This window comes from Pseudarthrobacter chlorophenolicus (assembly GCF_000962805.1).
GTDB lineage: Bacteria > Actinomycetota > Actinomycetes > Actinomycetales > Micrococcaceae > Arthrobacter > Arthrobacter chlorophenolicus_A.
Genome location: NZ_JZTW01000005.1, coordinates 150570 through 165672, shown reverse-complemented (window position 1 = coordinate 165672; position 15103 = coordinate 150570). Strand labels below are relative to the sequence as shown.

The 15103-nt window shown below is 66.8% G+C and carries 10 protein-coding genes; 3 read left to right on the top strand and 7 right to left on the bottom strand.

Annotation, left to right across the window (positions count from 1 at the left end; genetic code table 11):
* Window positions 1-2 precede the first annotated feature (2 nt).
* The 3 genes from UC32_RS07545 (at window position 3) to UC32_RS07535 (ending at window position 4152) form a co-directional block, all read left to right on the top strand.
* On the top strand, window positions 3-731 hold the full coding sequence (locus UC32_RS07545; RefSeq protein WP_045730617.1) for a response regulator: 729 nt from the start codon (window positions 3-5) through the stop codon (window positions 729-731).
* Between the two features lie 101 nt (window positions 732-832).
* On the top strand, window positions 833-1609 hold the full coding sequence (locus tag UC32_RS07540; RefSeq protein WP_045730616.1) for an ABC transporter ATP-binding protein: 777 nt from the start codon (window positions 833-835) through the stop codon (window positions 1607-1609).
* A gap of 2 nt (window positions 1610-1611) precedes the next feature.
* Entirely contained in the window at window positions 1612-4152 is a 2541-nt protein-coding gene (locus tag UC32_RS07535) for an FtsX-like permease family protein (RefSeq protein ID WP_045730615.1), read from the top strand.
* Window positions 4153-4244: 92 nt separating this feature from the next.
* Here UC32_RS07535 and metG read toward each other — a convergent pair whose 3' ends face one another.
* The 7 genes from metG to UC32_RS07500 form a co-directional block, all read right to left on the bottom strand.
* Window positions 4245-5804, bottom strand: coding sequence for a methionine--tRNA ligase (gene metG, locus UC32_RS07530; RefSeq protein ID WP_045730614.1), 1560 nt, complete (start codon window positions 5802-5804; stop codon window positions 4245-4247).
* A 34-nt stretch (window positions 5805-5838) separates the two neighbouring features.
* Window positions 5839-6594, bottom strand: coding sequence for an ABC transporter ATP-binding protein (locus tag UC32_RS07525; protein WP_045730613.1), 756 nt, complete (start codon window positions 6592-6594; stop codon window positions 5839-5841).
* A complete protein-coding gene (locus UC32_RS07520; RefSeq protein WP_045730612.1) occupies window positions 6591-9386 on the bottom strand; it encodes an FtsX-like permease family protein in 2796 nt (931 codons plus the stop codon). Before UC32_RS07520 ends, UC32_RS07525 begins: the two co-directional genes overlap by 4 nt.
* A gap of 235 nt (window positions 9387-9621) precedes the next feature.
* Window positions 9622-11211 (bottom strand): phosphoglycerate dehydrogenase, encoded by a 1590-nt coding sequence (serA, locus tag UC32_RS07515; RefSeq protein WP_045730611.1) that lies wholly within the window; start codon window positions 11209-11211, stop codon window positions 9622-9624.
* A gap of 145 nt (window positions 11212-11356) precedes the next feature.
* Complete coding sequence (ilvC, locus tag UC32_RS07510) at window positions 11357-12382, bottom strand: ketol-acid reductoisomerase (protein ID WP_045730610.1); 1026 nt, start codon at window positions 12380-12382, stop codon at window positions 11357-11359.
* An 85-nt stretch (window positions 12383-12467) separates the two neighbouring features.
* Window positions 12468-12980, bottom strand: coding sequence for an acetolactate synthase small subunit (gene ilvN / locus UC32_RS07505; protein WP_045730609.1), 513 nt, complete (start codon window positions 12978-12980; stop codon window positions 12468-12470).
* A gap of 2 nt (window positions 12981-12982) precedes the next feature.
* Window positions 12983-14890: an acetolactate synthase large subunit gene (locus UC32_RS07500; RefSeq protein ID WP_045730608.1), complete on the bottom strand. Its 1908-nt coding sequence runs from the start codon at window positions 14888-14890 to the stop codon at window positions 12983-12985.
* Window positions 14891-15103 lie beyond the last annotated feature (213 nt).

Below are 15103 nucleotides of genomic sequence, written 5' to 3'. Positions count from 1 at the left end.
CAATGACACTCCTGGAAGAACACCCGCCTGCGGACAGGATCAGGGTTGCCCTGGTCGATGACCAGCAGCTGGTCCGGTCGGGGTTTGGCATGCTGATCAACTCGCAGCCGGACCTCGACGTGGTGGTCGAAGCGGGTAACGGCCTTGAGGCGCTGCAGGCACTCGGTGCGGTGGCGGCCGACGTGGTCCTGATGGATGTCCGGATGCCGGGTATGGACGGGATCGAAGCCACCCGGCGGCTGATGGAAAGTGCGTCGGCGGCTCCCGCCGGTTCGGCCCGGGCAGAGCTCCGGGTGGTGGTGCTGACCACCTTCGACCTCGACGAGTACGCGTTGGCAGCCATTCAGGCAGGTGCCAGTGGGTTCTTGCTCAAGGACGCTCCCCCTGAGGAACTGCTGGAGGCCATCCGGACCGTCCACCGTGGAGACGCAGTGATCGCCCCGTCCACCACCCGGCGGCTCCTGGACCATGTGGCACCACTGCTGCGCAGCCAGGGCAACGAACGTCCGGAACACCACGCGGCCGTCCAGCGGCTCACCACCCGCGAGCGCGAGGTGTTCCAGCTCATCGCGCAGGGACGGTCCAATCCTGAGATAGCGGCAGGCCTGTTCGTGTCCGAGGCGACGGTGAAAACCCATGTGGGGCACATCCTGGCGAAGCTCGGTGCCCGCGACCGGGTGCAGGCCGTGGTGATCGCTTACGAGACCGGAGTGGTCACACCCGGAGGCTGACAGCCCACGTACCGGGCTCAGACCACGGTATGAGGCGGGCAATGGCAGGACCAGACCCCCGGCCGATCCCCCCGCCGGGTGCCGGCCCATAGCGTGGAAACATGACAACTTCCGTGCATGCCCACCCTGGTTTGAACTGGGATAACGCCACTTCCTCCCCCGCCGTCCAGGCACTGTCCCTCACTAAGAACTACGGCCGCGGCGCCACCCGCGTCAGTGCCCTGCGAGAGGTCAGCGTCAATTTTGACGCCGGGCGCTTCACCGCAATCATGGGACCCTCCGGCTCGGGCAAGTCGACCCTGATGCACTGCCTCGCCGGCCTGGACACCGCGGACTCGGGGCAAATCCTGGTGGGCGGGACGGACATCACCGCCCTGAAGGACAAGCAGCTCACCGCGCTCCGCCGCGACCGGATCGGGTTTGTCTTCCAGGCGTTCAACCTGGTGCCGACCCTGACGGCCGAACAGAACATCACCCTCCCGCTTGCTTTGGCCAACAAAGCCACCGACACCGCCTGGTTCGACACCGTGGTGTCCACGCTGGGCCTCAAGGACAGGCTCCGGCACCGGCCGCATGAACTCTCCGGCGGCCAGCAGCAGCGGGTTGCCGTGGCCCGGGCCCTCCTGACCCGGCCCGACGTGGTCTTCGGGGACGAACCCACCGGCAACCTTGATTCGGCAGCCGGCGGCGAAGTCCTGGCACTGCTGCGCCGCAGCAGCCGCGAAATGGGCCAGACCATCATCATGGTCACCCACGATCCCGTGGCAGCCAGCTACGCCGACAGGGTGGTCCTGATGAGTGACGGCAACCTGGTGGGCGAGATCGCCGAACCCACCGCCGCGTCCGTCCTTGCCGCCCTCGGCAAGCTGGGAGGCTGAGCGTGCTGCGCGTTGCCCTCTCGCAATTCCAGTCGCACAGCCGTCGGTTCATCGCCGTCGGCCTGGCCGTCATGCTGTCGGTGGCGTTCCTGTCCACCACACTGATGGTCGGCGCCAGCACCAGGGCGTCGCTGGGCGCCAGCCTCGGCGAGGCCTACAGCAAGGCGGGGCTCATCGCCACCCCGGATGGGGGAACCTTCAACGGTGCGGCCCTGGCAGCGGTCCGCGGGGTACCCGGCGTCAGCGAAGCCTACGGACGCCTGCAGGCGTACACGGAGTTTACGGCCGGCGGGCAGGAAATCTTTGCCCAGGCCCGCAACCTGGCGCCCGAGGCCCTGGAAACAGCAGCCGTTGCCGATGGCGCACTGCCCTCGCGGGCCGACGGCGTCGCGATGGACAGTGACACCGCCGGGCGCTACGGGCTGCACGTCGGCGACTCCCTGGTGCTCAGGGTTCCGGACGGCGCCACCACCATGGCAATGACGGTCACCGGGATCCTCCGCGGCAGCCATGACCCGTTCGCGTCCGCGCTCCCGCAGCTGCTCGCCGGTACTCCTGCGGTCAGTGCACTGGCGGCGGCAGGCCAGGGACCCGGCACCGGCTCAGGCGCGGCAGACGGCTATGCCAGCATCCAGCTCGCGCTGGCGCCAGGCACTGACGTTGCCGCGGCCAGGACGGAGACGCTGGCAGCGCTTGCCGGCACCGGCGCCGAAGCCCAGGTCAAAACAGCCGACGAACAGGTCACGGCCCAAGTGGCCCTGATGACCGGCGGCCAGGACGAACTGACGGTGGTCCTGCTGGCTTTCGCCGGGATCGCCCTGCTGGTTTCCGGGCTGGTGGTGTCCAACACCTTCGCGGTGCTGGTGGCCCAGCGCACCCGGGAACTCGCGCTTCTCCGGTGCCTGGGCGCCGCCCGGGCGCAGGTGCGCAATTCCGTCCTGGCCGAAGCCCTGGTGGTGGGGCTGGTGTCTTCCGCGGCGGGGGTGCTCGCCGCCGTCGGCCTGATGGCAGCCCTGATCGGCTGGGCCGGGACGCAGCCGGAGATGGCCTTCGCCACCATGGCCGTGCCGGCGTCGTCCATCGTGGCGGGCCTGGCCGTGGGCACGGTCCTGACCGTGGCCGCCGCCATGGTCCCTGCCAGGGCGGCGACGGCCGTGGCCCCGCTCGCTGCCCTGCGCCCGTCCGATGATGCGGGCATCGGGAACCGGCGCGGCCGGGTGAGGCTGGTCATGGGCCTTGCTGCCCTCGCCCTGGGCGTTCCGCTGCTGGCCTTTGGCGCGGCCGGCGTGATGCTGGTGGTGGCATTCGCCGGCGGCGTACTCTCCTTCATCGGGGTGCTGCTGTGCGCCACGCTGTTCGTGCCCCGGCTGGTGGGACTGGCGGGGCGGCTGGCCGCGCCCGCCGGCGTCCCCGGAAAGCTGGCTGCGCTCAACGCCGTCCGCAACCCTGCGAGGACGTCGGTGACGGCTGCCGCCCTGCTGATCGGGGTCACCTTGGTGGCCCTGATGATGACCGGAGCGGCCACTGCGCGCCAGGCATTCGATGATGCCCTCGCGGAAACCTACCCGGTGGACATGGCCGTCAGCGCCGGGTCCACGGGCCAGACGCTCGCCTCTGCCCAGCGGGAAGCCGTATCCCGGGTGGACGGCGTGGCCGCGGCAGCCCTGCTGCCGGTGGTGGGACGAACCGGCAGCGACGGTATGGAGAACCCTGTTTACGCGCTGGATCCGGCGGAAGCGCCAAACCTGCTGCGCGACGCCTCCCTGACCCTGGAGCCGGGCAAAATCTACCTGCCCGAAGGATCGCAGGCCGGTACGGCGCAACTGCACGGAGCTGCAGGTCCTGTGGCCCTGGAGGCAGTGGTCCTGCGTACCCGGAACATGCCACCGTTGGTCTCCAGCGAGACAGCCCGCCAGTTCAGGCTCACCCCCGGTGCAGCCGGGGCCGGCGCAGCGGAAGCCGACGCTGCGGTGCCGGGCGCTGCGGTCTGGATCCGGCTGGCCGACGCCCCCGGCGGCGGGCAACTGTCCGGGGACCGCATCAAGGACATCCAGTCCGCCGTCGCCACGGCAACGGGGGTGGCCAGCGGAGCGGTCAGCGGCGCAGCCATCGAGCGGGTCACGTTCAACGAGGTCATTGACGTGTTGTTGCTGGTGGTCACCGGCCTTCTGGGGGTCGCGGTGCTGATCGCGCTGATTGGCGTGGCCAACACGCTCTCCCTGTCCGTGCTGGAGCGGACGCGTGAGAACTCCCTGCTGCGGGCACTGGGCCTGACCCGTGGCCAGCTCCGCGGAATGCTTGCCCTGGAGGCCGCACTGGTGGCCGGCGTCGCGGCGCTGCTCGGCTCAGCCCTGGGAACGGTGTACGGCTGGCTGGGGGCCCGCTCCGCCCTCGGCAGCCTCGCGGAAGTCACCCCGGCAGTTCCCTGGCTGCAGCTGGCGGGCGTGCTGGCGGTGGCGGTTGTGGCCGGCCTGGTGGCTTCGGTGATTCCCGCCCGGCGTGCGGCGCGCCTGTCCCCGGTGGAGGGACTGGCCACCGCCTAGCAACAGAGGGCAGGACAAGAAGGAAAGGGCAGGTGCCGCGGAGGGTCCGCGGCACCTGCCCTTCCTGCACGGGTCTTTTCCGGGGCGGCCGGCTATGCCTCTGCCGGTTCCTCGTACTTGGGGAACACCGGCACCGGGGCGGGCAGCGGCGTCCCGGCGGCGATACGCGTTGCCACCGCGGCGAACTGGCGTGCGTCACCTTCCGGCTGGCCCAGGGCGTCAAGCAGCCGCGCCGTCGAGCCCGGCATCACCGGCTGGGCGAGGATGGCCACGATTCGCAGCACCTCGAGGGTGACGTACAGGACCGTGTTCATGCGTTCGACGTCGGTCTTCCGCAGCACCCAGGGTGCCTGCTCGGCAAAATAGGCGTTGGTGTCGCCAAGGACCGCCCAGATGGCCTCAAGGGCCCGGCTGAATTCCTGCTTGTCGAACGCTGCCCGCGCAGTGTCCAGCAGGGCGCCGGCCTGTACCAGGATGGCAGTGTCCGCGTCCGTGAAAGCACCCGGGGTGGGAACCGCTCCCCCGCAGTTCTTGGCCACCATGGACAGGGAACGCTGCGCCAGGTTGCCGAAGTTGTTCGCCAGGTCCGAGTTCATCCGGCCCACGATAGCCTCGTGGTTGTAGCTGCCGTCAGCCCCGAACGGCACCTCGCGGAGGAAGAAGAACCGCACCTGGTCCAGGCCGTACTGCTCCACGAAATCGGCCGGAGCAACCACGTTGCCCAGGGACTTGGACATCTTGACGCCGTTGTTGTGCAGGAAGCCATGGATCATGACGCGCTTGGGGAGTTCCAGGCCGGCGCTCAGGAGGAAGGCGGGCCAGTAGATGGCGTGGAACCGGGAGATGTCCTTGCCGATCACGTGGACATCGGCCGGCCAGAACCGACGGAACTTCTCCGAGTCCACGTCCGGGTAGCCCACACCGGTGAGGTAGTTGGTCAGTGCATCAACCCACACGTACATGACGTGGTTGCTGTTGCCCGGAACGGGAACGCCCCAGTCGAAGGTGGTGCGGCTGATGGACAGGTCCTCCAGGCCGCGCTTGACGAAGCTGATCACTTCGTTGAACCGGGACTGCGGGGCACCGAATTCAGGCTGCGCTTCATAGAGCGCCAGCAGTTTGTCCTGGTAGGCGGACAGCCGGAAGAAGTAGCTCTCCTCGGCCGTCCACGTCACCTCGGTGTCCGTCTCCTTCGAGTAGCGCACGCCGTCGTCCTTCACAACGGTCTCGTCCTCGCCGTAGAACGCTTCGTCCCGGACGGAGTACCAGCCCTCGTACTTGTCGAGGTAAATGTCGCCGTTGGCCTCCATCTTCTTCCAGATGGCCTGCGACGCCGCGTAGTGGTCCTCGTCAGTGGTGCGGATGAAGCGGTCGTATGTGATGCCGAGGGCTTCGTGCGCCGCCTTATAGATTTCCGCGTTCCGGTCCACCAGCTCCTTGGGAGTGATGCCTTCCTTTTCGGCCGTCTGGGCGATTTTCATCCCGTGCTCGTCCGTGCCCGTCAGGAACATCACGTCGTAGCCGTCCAGGCGCTTGAAGCGGGCCATGGCGTCGGTGGCGATGTACTCGTAGGCGTGGCCGATGTGCGGTACGCCGTTGGGGTAGGTGATGGCCGTGGTGATGTAGAACGGCGTTTTCTCTGAAGCAGTCACGTGCGGACAGTTACCTTCGATGCGGAGGGACGGGCTAGATCAGTTCAGTCAGGCTATCGCTCAGCCGGACCAGTTCGTGGTCGTGTGACGCCACCAGGACGGCGATGCCGTCGGAGGTGGTGTCCTTGAGGATGCTGATGATGCGGTTGGCAGAGGCGCGGTCCAGGCTGGCCGTGGGCTCATCCACCACCAGTACACGCGTGCCCAGGATCAGGGCGCGGGCGATGGCGACCCGCTGCCGCTCGCCACCGGAAAGCTGCGCGGGACGGTGCCGCATGCGGCGGCCCAGGCCCACCAGGTCCAGGAGGTCCTTGGCCATGTCCCGGCGCTGGTCCACCTCGCCGTCGGGAACGGCAGGCAGGAGGACGTTTTCGAGGGCGCTCATGCCGTCGATCAGGGCACCGCCCTGGTCCACGTAGCCGATCAGCGCACGACGGCGGTCGGCGATTTCATCGTCGCCCATGCTTTCGAGCGAATCGCCTTCCCAGAAGACGCGTCCCGACGTCGGCAGCGTCAGTCCCGCACCGACTGTGAGGATGCTGGTCTTGCCCGAGCCGCTTCGGCCGGCGACGCAGTGCATCTCACCGGCGTGCAGGGTCAGGTCGAAGCCCTCGACGACGCTGACTGCCTCGGCCCCGCCCTTGCCGCCGCCATAGCGGATGGTGATGTCACACAGCTCCAGCGGGGTGGCGTGGTCGGCCGCCTTGACGATGGTGTTGGCGCGGGTCTGCAGGGGAACCTCGCCGGAGCCGCCCCTGCGGCTCCGCTGGACATTCGTCGGGTTTGTCATTGGACCACTTTCGTTGCAATTGGAATCCAGCAAAGTACTGCCACGAGGCCGGCAACGCCTGCCCACAGCGCGGCGTAGGGGGCCAGGAGGAGGCCGATGCCCAGGGCGCCCAGCACGCCCAGGGGCAGGGCGACAGTTCCCACCAGCGCGTTTTCGAACAGGCGGACCTGACGCAGCATGTCCGGGTTCCAGCCCATGGCCTCGAGGATGCCCAGGTACTGGCGTTTGGCGTTCAGTTCGAACCTGCCGGTGACCAGGGTGAGGACGAGTCCCACGGCCACGCCGGCGATGGCCAACAGGATGCTGGGCAGCGCGACGCTGGCTGCGGCAAGTCCGCTGAGCGCGCTGGCGCCGGCTGCACGGGGAATGTCGATCAGCAGTGCGATCAGTCCGCCTACGGCGGCGCCGAAGACACCCACTGCCACGGCCAGGGACAGGGTGTTGAACTTGTTGGTGCCCAGCTGGCGGTTGGCGAAGGTCAGCGGCGAGTCCACCGGGATCAGCCGTTCGTCATGCTGCGGTTCCTGGTCAATGACGTCGCGGTGCCTGAGCTGCTGTGCGGCGAAGAGCGCCGCGGCGGCGTAGAGCACCAGGACGGCGGCGCACACCAGTGCGGTGGACAGGCTCCAGCTGATGAGGCTCAGGGCGATGCCGGCCACGGCAAGCAGGACCGCGCCGACGCCGAATTCCTCCAGCACCCAGCTGCGGATCCGCCGTTGGGTCCAGCCCATGGCGCGCAGGGTTCCGGCCTCGCTGCGCCGTTTACGGATATAGCTGACCGTCGATGCCCCGGTGAGCAGGGCGGCGCCGCAGAGCGTCAGGAAGAGCAGGGTGACGTTGGTACCGGACAGCGATCCGGTGACGGCGTCTGCGGCGTTCTGCCGGACCCAGGACTGCTGGACGGTGCCCAGCGGTGATTCCTTGCCGGCGTCGTCCTTGGAGTAGCCGGGTACGAAGATGCTGGCGTCTTCGCGGGCTGAACCAGCCACGATGGTGGCTTCCAGGCCCATGTCGCGGATCTCCGCCGCGAGCTTTTCGACGTCGGGCTGTGCTTCCTTCCAGCTGCCCGGCGCCTTGGCGCGGACCCGGATGGCGTCGATGACGTTGGCGTTGTTGGTGTAGCCGCGGGCTGCGGCCAGGCCGTAGTAGTCCGTGATGGCGCCTGCTGACTGGCTGGCCAGTCCGGTGGCGCTGAGGGACGGCTGGAGCTCCGTGGCCGGAACGTCCTTGCCCTCGGCGTCCTTGACCATCGTGAACGGCGTGGGGTCGTAGCCGCCCAGGGGCAGCTTGTTGACGTCGCCGGAGGCCTCGGCCACTGCTGCGGGGTCGAAGGTGCCGTACACCATGGCCAGCGGCGAGGCCTGCTTCTGCCCGGTGGACAGGTTGTCCCGGTAGGAGCGCTCGTCCACCGGCTCGCGCTGGGTCTGGTCCACCGGGGCGCCGTTGGCGCTCTTTTCGGGAAGGCGGTTGACGGTTACCCATTCACCGGGGACGGCGGTCTTGTCCACGGCACCGTTGGCCGCCGTGCCGGCATCGGTGTATTTCGGAGCTGCCGCGAAGTCGGTGCTCCATTTTGCGGGGGTGTAAAGGCCCTGGTTGAAGTTTCCATTGGCGCCCAGCAGCGACGTGTGGTCGGTCGAGCCGGGCCAGGACAGCGCGAACGGATCCTTGGAGACGAACGGCAGGTAGTCCTTGTCCAGGGAGCGGGTGGCGGTGCCCACCTCGTTGACCACCTTGCCGGAGTCGTCGATCTCTTCGATCTTGACGTTGTACTTCAGGTCAAGGGAGGTGCCCGAGCGCACCACCAGCGGGATGGCCTGGGAGTCGTTGGTCAGCTGGCCGGTGCGCTTGGCCTGCTGGTACTGGGTCATCAGCGGCGCCCAGTACTTCAGCTTCACGCCCAGGAAGTCCGGTCCGTCCTTGAGCTCGTCAAGGCCGATGCCGTTGGTGAAGAGGCCTTCGAGGTAGCGGCCGACGGCGCCGGCGTTGCGTGCGTCGGCAGGCGGCGCCTTCTCGAGCGGGGCCAGGAAGTCCCCGGCAGTGCCGAGGAGGGCGCGCTCCGATGCGGGGTCAACGGCCACCACGGATTCCGTCACCTCGGGCGCGAGCGGCAGGGAGACGGACAGGTTGAACAGGTTGTGTTCGGAGCCGCCGGCCGGGGAGGGGAACTTGATGCCGGTTTCTCCCGAGGGAGCGGCGATGCGGATGCTGCTGCCGCCGGCTGCCTTCTCTTCAACGAGCTTGGCCTTGCCCAGGGTTCCCTCGGCGGTGGACTTGAACAGCGTCTGCTCGGAGACGCCGTCGGAACTTACGGCGCTTGCCGTCAGGCGGTACTTCTTGGCTTTGTCGCTCAGGACCGATTCCGCGGCCGGCCACTTGTCCGGGGAGGTGGCACCGGCAGCCTGGTCGGCCGTTGCCGTCCCGGCGAGCCCGGCGTTGTAGCCGAGGTAGTCCATGGCGTCCAGCCTGGGCGCTTCGAGGTTCTGCGTCACCCGGGACACGAGGCTGATGGGAGCAGCCACAGACGTTCCGGTGAGCCTGCGGATCGAATCCAGCTGCTCGAAGCTGATGCCGCCGGTGCCGTTGGCGATCTCGGGCTGCAGCAGGGCTCCGGCAGGAGCCTTGGCCTGGACCAGCACGTCGTACAGGCCGCGTGAATTTTCATCCACTGTCCTGTTCAGTGCAGCCTGTGACTGGCTTTGGACGAGGACCGACAAGCACATGGCTGCGATCAGGATGGCCGCGGTCAACAGCAGCACTTTGCTCCTGATGAACCTCTGGACGGCGTTCATTGAACTCCCTGAAACCTGGATTGCGTGGCGCACACCCGTGTCGACCACGTGGCGGCAGCGGACATGGACGATTACGGACGGATGTGCAAAAAAGTATTGGCCGGCCTGCCGGACCGGTCCCGAACCGGAACCAGGCCATATTAAGCAGACCGGCCAATCATACGTGGCCGCACCGGGACGCGCCGAGCCGGGACGTGTCGTTCGGCGTTTCGTGCGGCCTACGGAATGAGGGGTGCTAGTCCTCCAGGTCCACTTCGCGGACCATCTCTGCGCCGATGCCGGCCTTGATGGCGTCCAGGACTTGCTGCGGGACGGAGCTGTCGATGGTCAGCAGCGCCAGCACCTGTCCGCCTTCGTCGTGGCGGGCCACCTGCATGCCGGCGATGTTGATGTTGTTCATGCCCAGGATGTGCCCGATGGTGCCGATGACGCCGGGGCGGTCGGCGTAGGCCACCACCACGAGGTGTTCGCTGATGGGGATTTCCACCTCGAAGCCGTTGATGCCCACCAGCTTCTGGATCTGCTTGGGACCGGTCAGGGTGCCGGCCACGGAGATCTGGCTGCCGTCGCTCAGGGCGCCGCGCAGGGTCAGCACGTTGCGGTAGGACTCGGTGTCCGGGGTGGTGATCAGGCGGACGTTGATCCCGCGCTGCTCGGCGATTACCGGGGCGTTGACGTAGGAAACCTGTTCGGTGACGACGTCGGCGAAGATGCCCTTGAGGGCCGCGAGTTCGAGGACCTTGACGTCCAGCGAGGAGATTTCGCCGGCAACTTCGATGTCGAACTGGGTCAGTGAGTCGTGGGTCAGTGCGGTGAAGATGCGGCCCAGCTTCTCGATGAGCGGGATGCCGGGGCGCACGTCGGGGGCGATGACGCCGCCGGCCACGTTGACCGCGTCCGGAACCAGTTCACCGGCGAGGGCCAGGCGGACAGACTTGGCCACGGAGACGCCGGCCTTTTCCTGGGCTTCATCGGTGGAGGCGCCCAGGTGCGGGGTGACCACCACGTTGTCGAGCTTGAAGAACGGAAGGTCCGTGCTGGGCTCCTTGGAGAAGACGTCGACGCCGGCACCGGCGATGTCGCCGTCCTGCAGGGCCGTGAACAGGGCCTCTTCGTCCACCAGGCCGCCGCGGGCGACGTTGATGACGTAGGCGGTGTTCTTCATCTTCTTGAAGGCATCCGCGCCGAGCATGCCCACGGTCTCCGGGGTCTTCGGCATGTGGATAGTGATGAAGTCGGACTGGGCAAGCAGCTCGTCAAGGGTGACCAGCTGGACGCCGAGCTGGGCCGCGCGGGCCGAGGTGATGTAGGGGTCGTAGGCAAGGATCTTGGTGTCGAAGCCCTTCAGGCGGGCTGCCACCAGTGCGCCGATGCGGCCGAGGCCGATGATGCCGATCTTCTTCTCGAAGAGCTCGATGCCGGTGTACTTGGACCGCTTCCATTCGCCGTCCTTGAGGGCGGCGCTGGCCTGCGGGATGTGGCGGGCAAGGCTCAGGATGTGGCCCACCGTAAGTTCAGCTGCGGAGACAATGTTGGACGTGGGGGCGTTGACCACCATGACGCCTGCCTGGGTGGCGGCCTTGATGTCCACGTTGTCCAGCCCCACCCCGGCGCGGGCGATGACCTTGAGGTTCTTCGCCGCTGCGATGGCTTCGGCATCCACCTGCGTTGCGGACCGGACCAGGATGGCGTCAACATCGCCAATTGCGGAGAGCAGCTGGGAACGGTCAGCGCCGTCGGTCTGGCGGATTTCGAAGTCCGGGCCGAGGGCCTCGACGGTGGCGGGGGAAAGTTCTTCGGCGAGCAGTACTACGGGTTTTGACACGGCTGATCCTCTGCGTTGCAGTCCTGGGGATGGGAACAAGTCTAGGCCGACGGAAAGGCCGGGCTCACATTGTTAAGTGTGAACCCGGCCTCATCACGGCACTTTAGCTGGCTGTCGCGCGTTCGCCTGGCGGCGCGCGGTGGCCTTAGCGGGCTGCGGAACCTTCGACGTAGTCCGCGTCCTGCTGCTGCCAGGAGAAGAGGGAGCGCAGTTCGCGGCCAACCTCTTCGATGGGGTGCTGCTCTGCCTTGGCGCGCAGTGCCTTGAACTCAACGCCGCCGTTGTCCTGGTCCTCGATGAACCGCTTGGCGAAGGCCCCGGACTGGATGTCGGCCAGGACGGCCTTCATGTTTTCCTTCACCTCGGGGGTGATGACGCGCGGGCCGGAGACGTAGTCGCCGTATTCTGCGGTGTCGGAGACGCTCCAGCGCTGCTTGGCGATGCCACCTTCCCACATGAGGTCCACAATGAGCTTGAGCTCGTGCAGCACCTCGAAGTAGGCGATCTGCGGCTGGTAGCCGGCTTCGGTCAGGGTTTCGAAGCCGTACTGGATCAGCTGGGAGACGCCACCGCACAGGACGGACTGCTCGCCGAAGAGGTCCGTTTCGGTCTCTTCGGTGAAGGTGGTCTTGATGACGCCGGCGCGGGTGCCGCCAATGGCCTTGGCGTAGGACTTGGCCAGGTCCCAGGCGGAGCCGGACGCGTCCTGCTCGACGGCGATGATGTCCGGGATGCCTCGGCCGGCTTCGAATTCGCGGCGCACGGTGTGGCCGGGAGCCTTCGGGGCCACCAGGATGACGTCAACGCCTTCCGGTGCCTGGATGTAACCGAAGCGGATGTTGAAGCCGTGGGCGAAGGCCAGTGCCTTGCCGGGGGTCAGCTTGTCCTTGATGGACTCGGTGAAGATCGAGCGCTGGTGCTGGTCCGGAGCCAGGATCATGATGACGTCGGCCCATTCGGCGGCGTCGGCAACGTTCTTGACCGTGAAGCCTGCGTCCTCGGCCTTGGCGATCGACTTGGAGCCGTCCTTGAGGGCGATGACAACCTCGACGCCGGAATCGCGCAGGTTCTGCGCGTGGGCGTGGCCCTGCGAGCCGTAGCCAACGATGGCTACCTTGCGGCCCTGGATGATCGACAGGTCGGCGTCGTCGTCGTAGAACATTTCAGTCACTTGCGTAACTCCTCTTGAGTGGTTTTGTAGATGGTGGTCTTGCGGTGCTGCGGTTGCGGGCACGCGTCCCGCCGCGGCGTGCTGCCTAGGCGGAGCGCAGTGCCCGGTCACTCATGGAGCGGGATCCCCGTCCAACGGCCAGGGTGCCGGACTGCACAATTTCGCGGATGCCGAAGGGCTCCAGCACTGAAAGCAGTGCCGTGAGCTTTTCGGGATGGCCGGTGGCCTCGATGACGACGGAGTCTGTGGACACGTCCACCACCGAGGCGCGGAACAGGTCTGCAGCCTGGGTCACCTGCAGGCGTGTTGCGGCATCCGCACGTACCTTGACCAGGATGTGGTCGCGCTGTACGGAAGATTCGGAGGTCAGCTCAACGATCTTGATCACGTTCACCAGCTTGTTCAGCTGCTTGGTGACCTGTTCGATGAGCTCACCATCGGCGTCGACCACCACTGTCATCCGGGAAATTCCGGGGACTTCGGTGGGGCCAACGGCCAGGGAGTTGATGTTGAAGGCCCGGCGGGCAAAGAGGCTCGCCACGCGGGTGAGGACGCCGGGTTTGTCTTCAACAAGGACGGAAAGTGTATGGCGGCTCATGGTCAGTCTTCCTCTTCCCAGTCCGGGGTCATGTTGCGGGCAACCTGGATCTGGTCGTTGCTCACGCCGGCGGGCACCATCGGCCACACCATGGAGTTGGGGCTCACCACGAAGTCGATCACCACGGGGCGGTCGTTGATTTCGAGGGCCTTCTGGATGGTGGCGTCGATGTCCTCGTCGCGTTCGCAGCGGAACGAGGCGCAGCCGTAGGCCTCCCCCAGCTTGACGAAGTCCGGGATGCGGACGGTGTCATGGCCGGTATTGAGGTCGGTGTTGGAGTAGCGGCCCTCGTAGAAGAGGGTCTGCCACTGCCGCACCATGCCCAGCGAGGAGTTGTTGATGACGGCAACTTTGATGGGGATCTTGTTGATGGCGCAGGTGGCAAGTTCCTGGTTGGTCATCTGGAAGCAGCCGTCGCCGTCGATGGCCCAGACCACGCGGTCAGGCTCCCCGACCTTGGCGCCCATGGCCGCCGGAACGGCGTAGCCCATGGTCCCGGCGCCACCCGAGTTCAGCCAGGCGTGGGGGCGCTCGTACTTGATGAACTGGGCTGCCCACATCTGGTGCTGGCCGACGCCGGCCACGTAGACGCCTTCGGGCCCGGTGAGGGCGCCGATGCGTTCGATGACCTTCTGCGGTGCGGTGAGCCCGTCCTCGGGTTCGGTGAACCCCAGCGGGTACGTTTCCTTGAGGTTGTTCAGGAAAGCCCACCACGTGGTGAGGTCCGGGGATCCGGCGGCCTCGAACTGGGCCCGTACGGCCTCGGTCAGTTCGGGAATGATCTCCTTGACCGAGCCCACGATCGGAACGTCCGCGGCACGGTTCTTGGAGATTTCCGCGGGGTCGATGTCTGCGTGGATCACCTTGGCGTGGGGCGCAAAGGTCTTCAGGACACCGGTAACGCGGTCATCGAAGCGGGCGCCGAGGGTGATCAGCAGGTCCGACTGCTGCAGGGCGGTCACCGCCGAAACGCTGCCGTGCATGCCGGGCATGCCGACGTGCTGCGGGTGCGAGTCCGGGAACGCACCCTTGGCCATCAGGGTGGTCACTACCGGCGCGCCGGTAGCTTCGGCAAGTGCCCGCAACTCGGCGCTGGCGTGGGCCTTGACCACACCGCCGCCAACGTAAAGGACCGGCTTGGAGGCCGCGGCGATGAGCTTTGCCGCCTCGCGTACCTGTTTGTTGTGGCCGCGGGTGACGGGCCGGTAGCCGGGCAGGTCAACGCGGGGCGGCCAGGAGAACGTCATCTGGCCCACCTGTGCGTCCTTGGCAACGTCCACGAGGACGGGACCGGGACGGCCGGTGGAGGCCAGGTGGAAAGCTTCCGCCATGACATGCGGGATGTCGTTGGGGTCGGTGACCAGGAAGGAGTGCTTGGTGATGGGCATGGTGATGCCCACGATGTCTGCTTCCTGGAAGGCGTCAGTGCCGATGACGCCGCTGGACACCTGGCCGGTGATGGCCACCAGGGGCACGGAGTCCATGTGGGCATCCATGATGGCGGTTACGAGGTTGGTGGCGCCGGGGCCGGAAGTGGCGATGCACACGCCAACCCGTCCCGTCACCATGGCGTAGCCTTGCGCGGCGTGGCCGGCTCCCTGTTCGTGACGGACCAGCACGTGGTTCATGGTGGAGGCCATCAAGGGGTCGTAGGTGGGCAGGATCGCGCCACCAGGCAAACCGAAAATATCGTCGACGCCGAGTTCTTCGAGCGAGCGGACAATAGCTTGCGAGCCGGTCATCACCGTTGGGGGTACAACGTTGTTCGGCCCAAGGACAGGAGAGACAGCAGCAAGGTCGGCGACGACGGCGGCATGCTCAGCCGTCCGGTCGGCGCGTTCCGGAGCCTTGGGGGCTCCAGGGGACTTGGCAGCCATCAGCGAGGGGCTGATCGGCGATCCTTTGCTCATCGGACTCTTCCTTGTGGATCATCATTAGCGGTGAAACTGCGGGGAATAAAAAAACCCCTCAAGCCGTGGTGGCTCTTCGAGGGGTTTGCGCGTGACAGTTCGTTGCCGGGGCTAGTGAGCCACGCGCTTGGTAAGGACGACGACTGCAACTGCGCAGTTGGTAACGAAAGTCATGCGTTCAGTTTTCCCTCTGGTGTGACGGGTGTCAACGCG

Excerpts from the sequence above, each read along its gene's own strand:
- UC32_RS07520 (WP_045730612.1), bottom strand. The coding sequence starts at position 9,386 with ATGAACGCCGTCCAGAGGTTCATCAGGAGCAAAGTGCTGCTGTTGACC.
- UC32_RS07545 (WP_045730617.1), top strand. The coding sequence starts at position 3 with ATGACACTCCTGGAAGAACACCCGCCTGCGGACAGGATCAGGGTTGCC.
- UC32_RS07540 (WP_045730616.1), top strand. The coding sequence starts at position 833 with ATGACAACTTCCGTGCATGCCCACCCTGGTTTGAACTGGGATAACGCC.
- UC32_RS07525 (WP_045730613.1), bottom strand. The coding sequence starts at position 6,594 with ATGACAAACCCGACGAATGTCCAGCGGAGCCGCAGGGGCGGCTCCGGC.
- UC32_RS07500 (WP_045730608.1), bottom strand. The coding sequence starts at position 14,890 with ATGAGCAAAGGATCGCCGATCAGCCCCTCGCTGATGGCTGCCAAGTCC.
- ilvN (WP_045730609.1), bottom strand. The coding sequence starts at position 12,980 with ATGAGCCGCCATACACTTTCCGTCCTTGTTGAAGACAAACCCGGCGTC.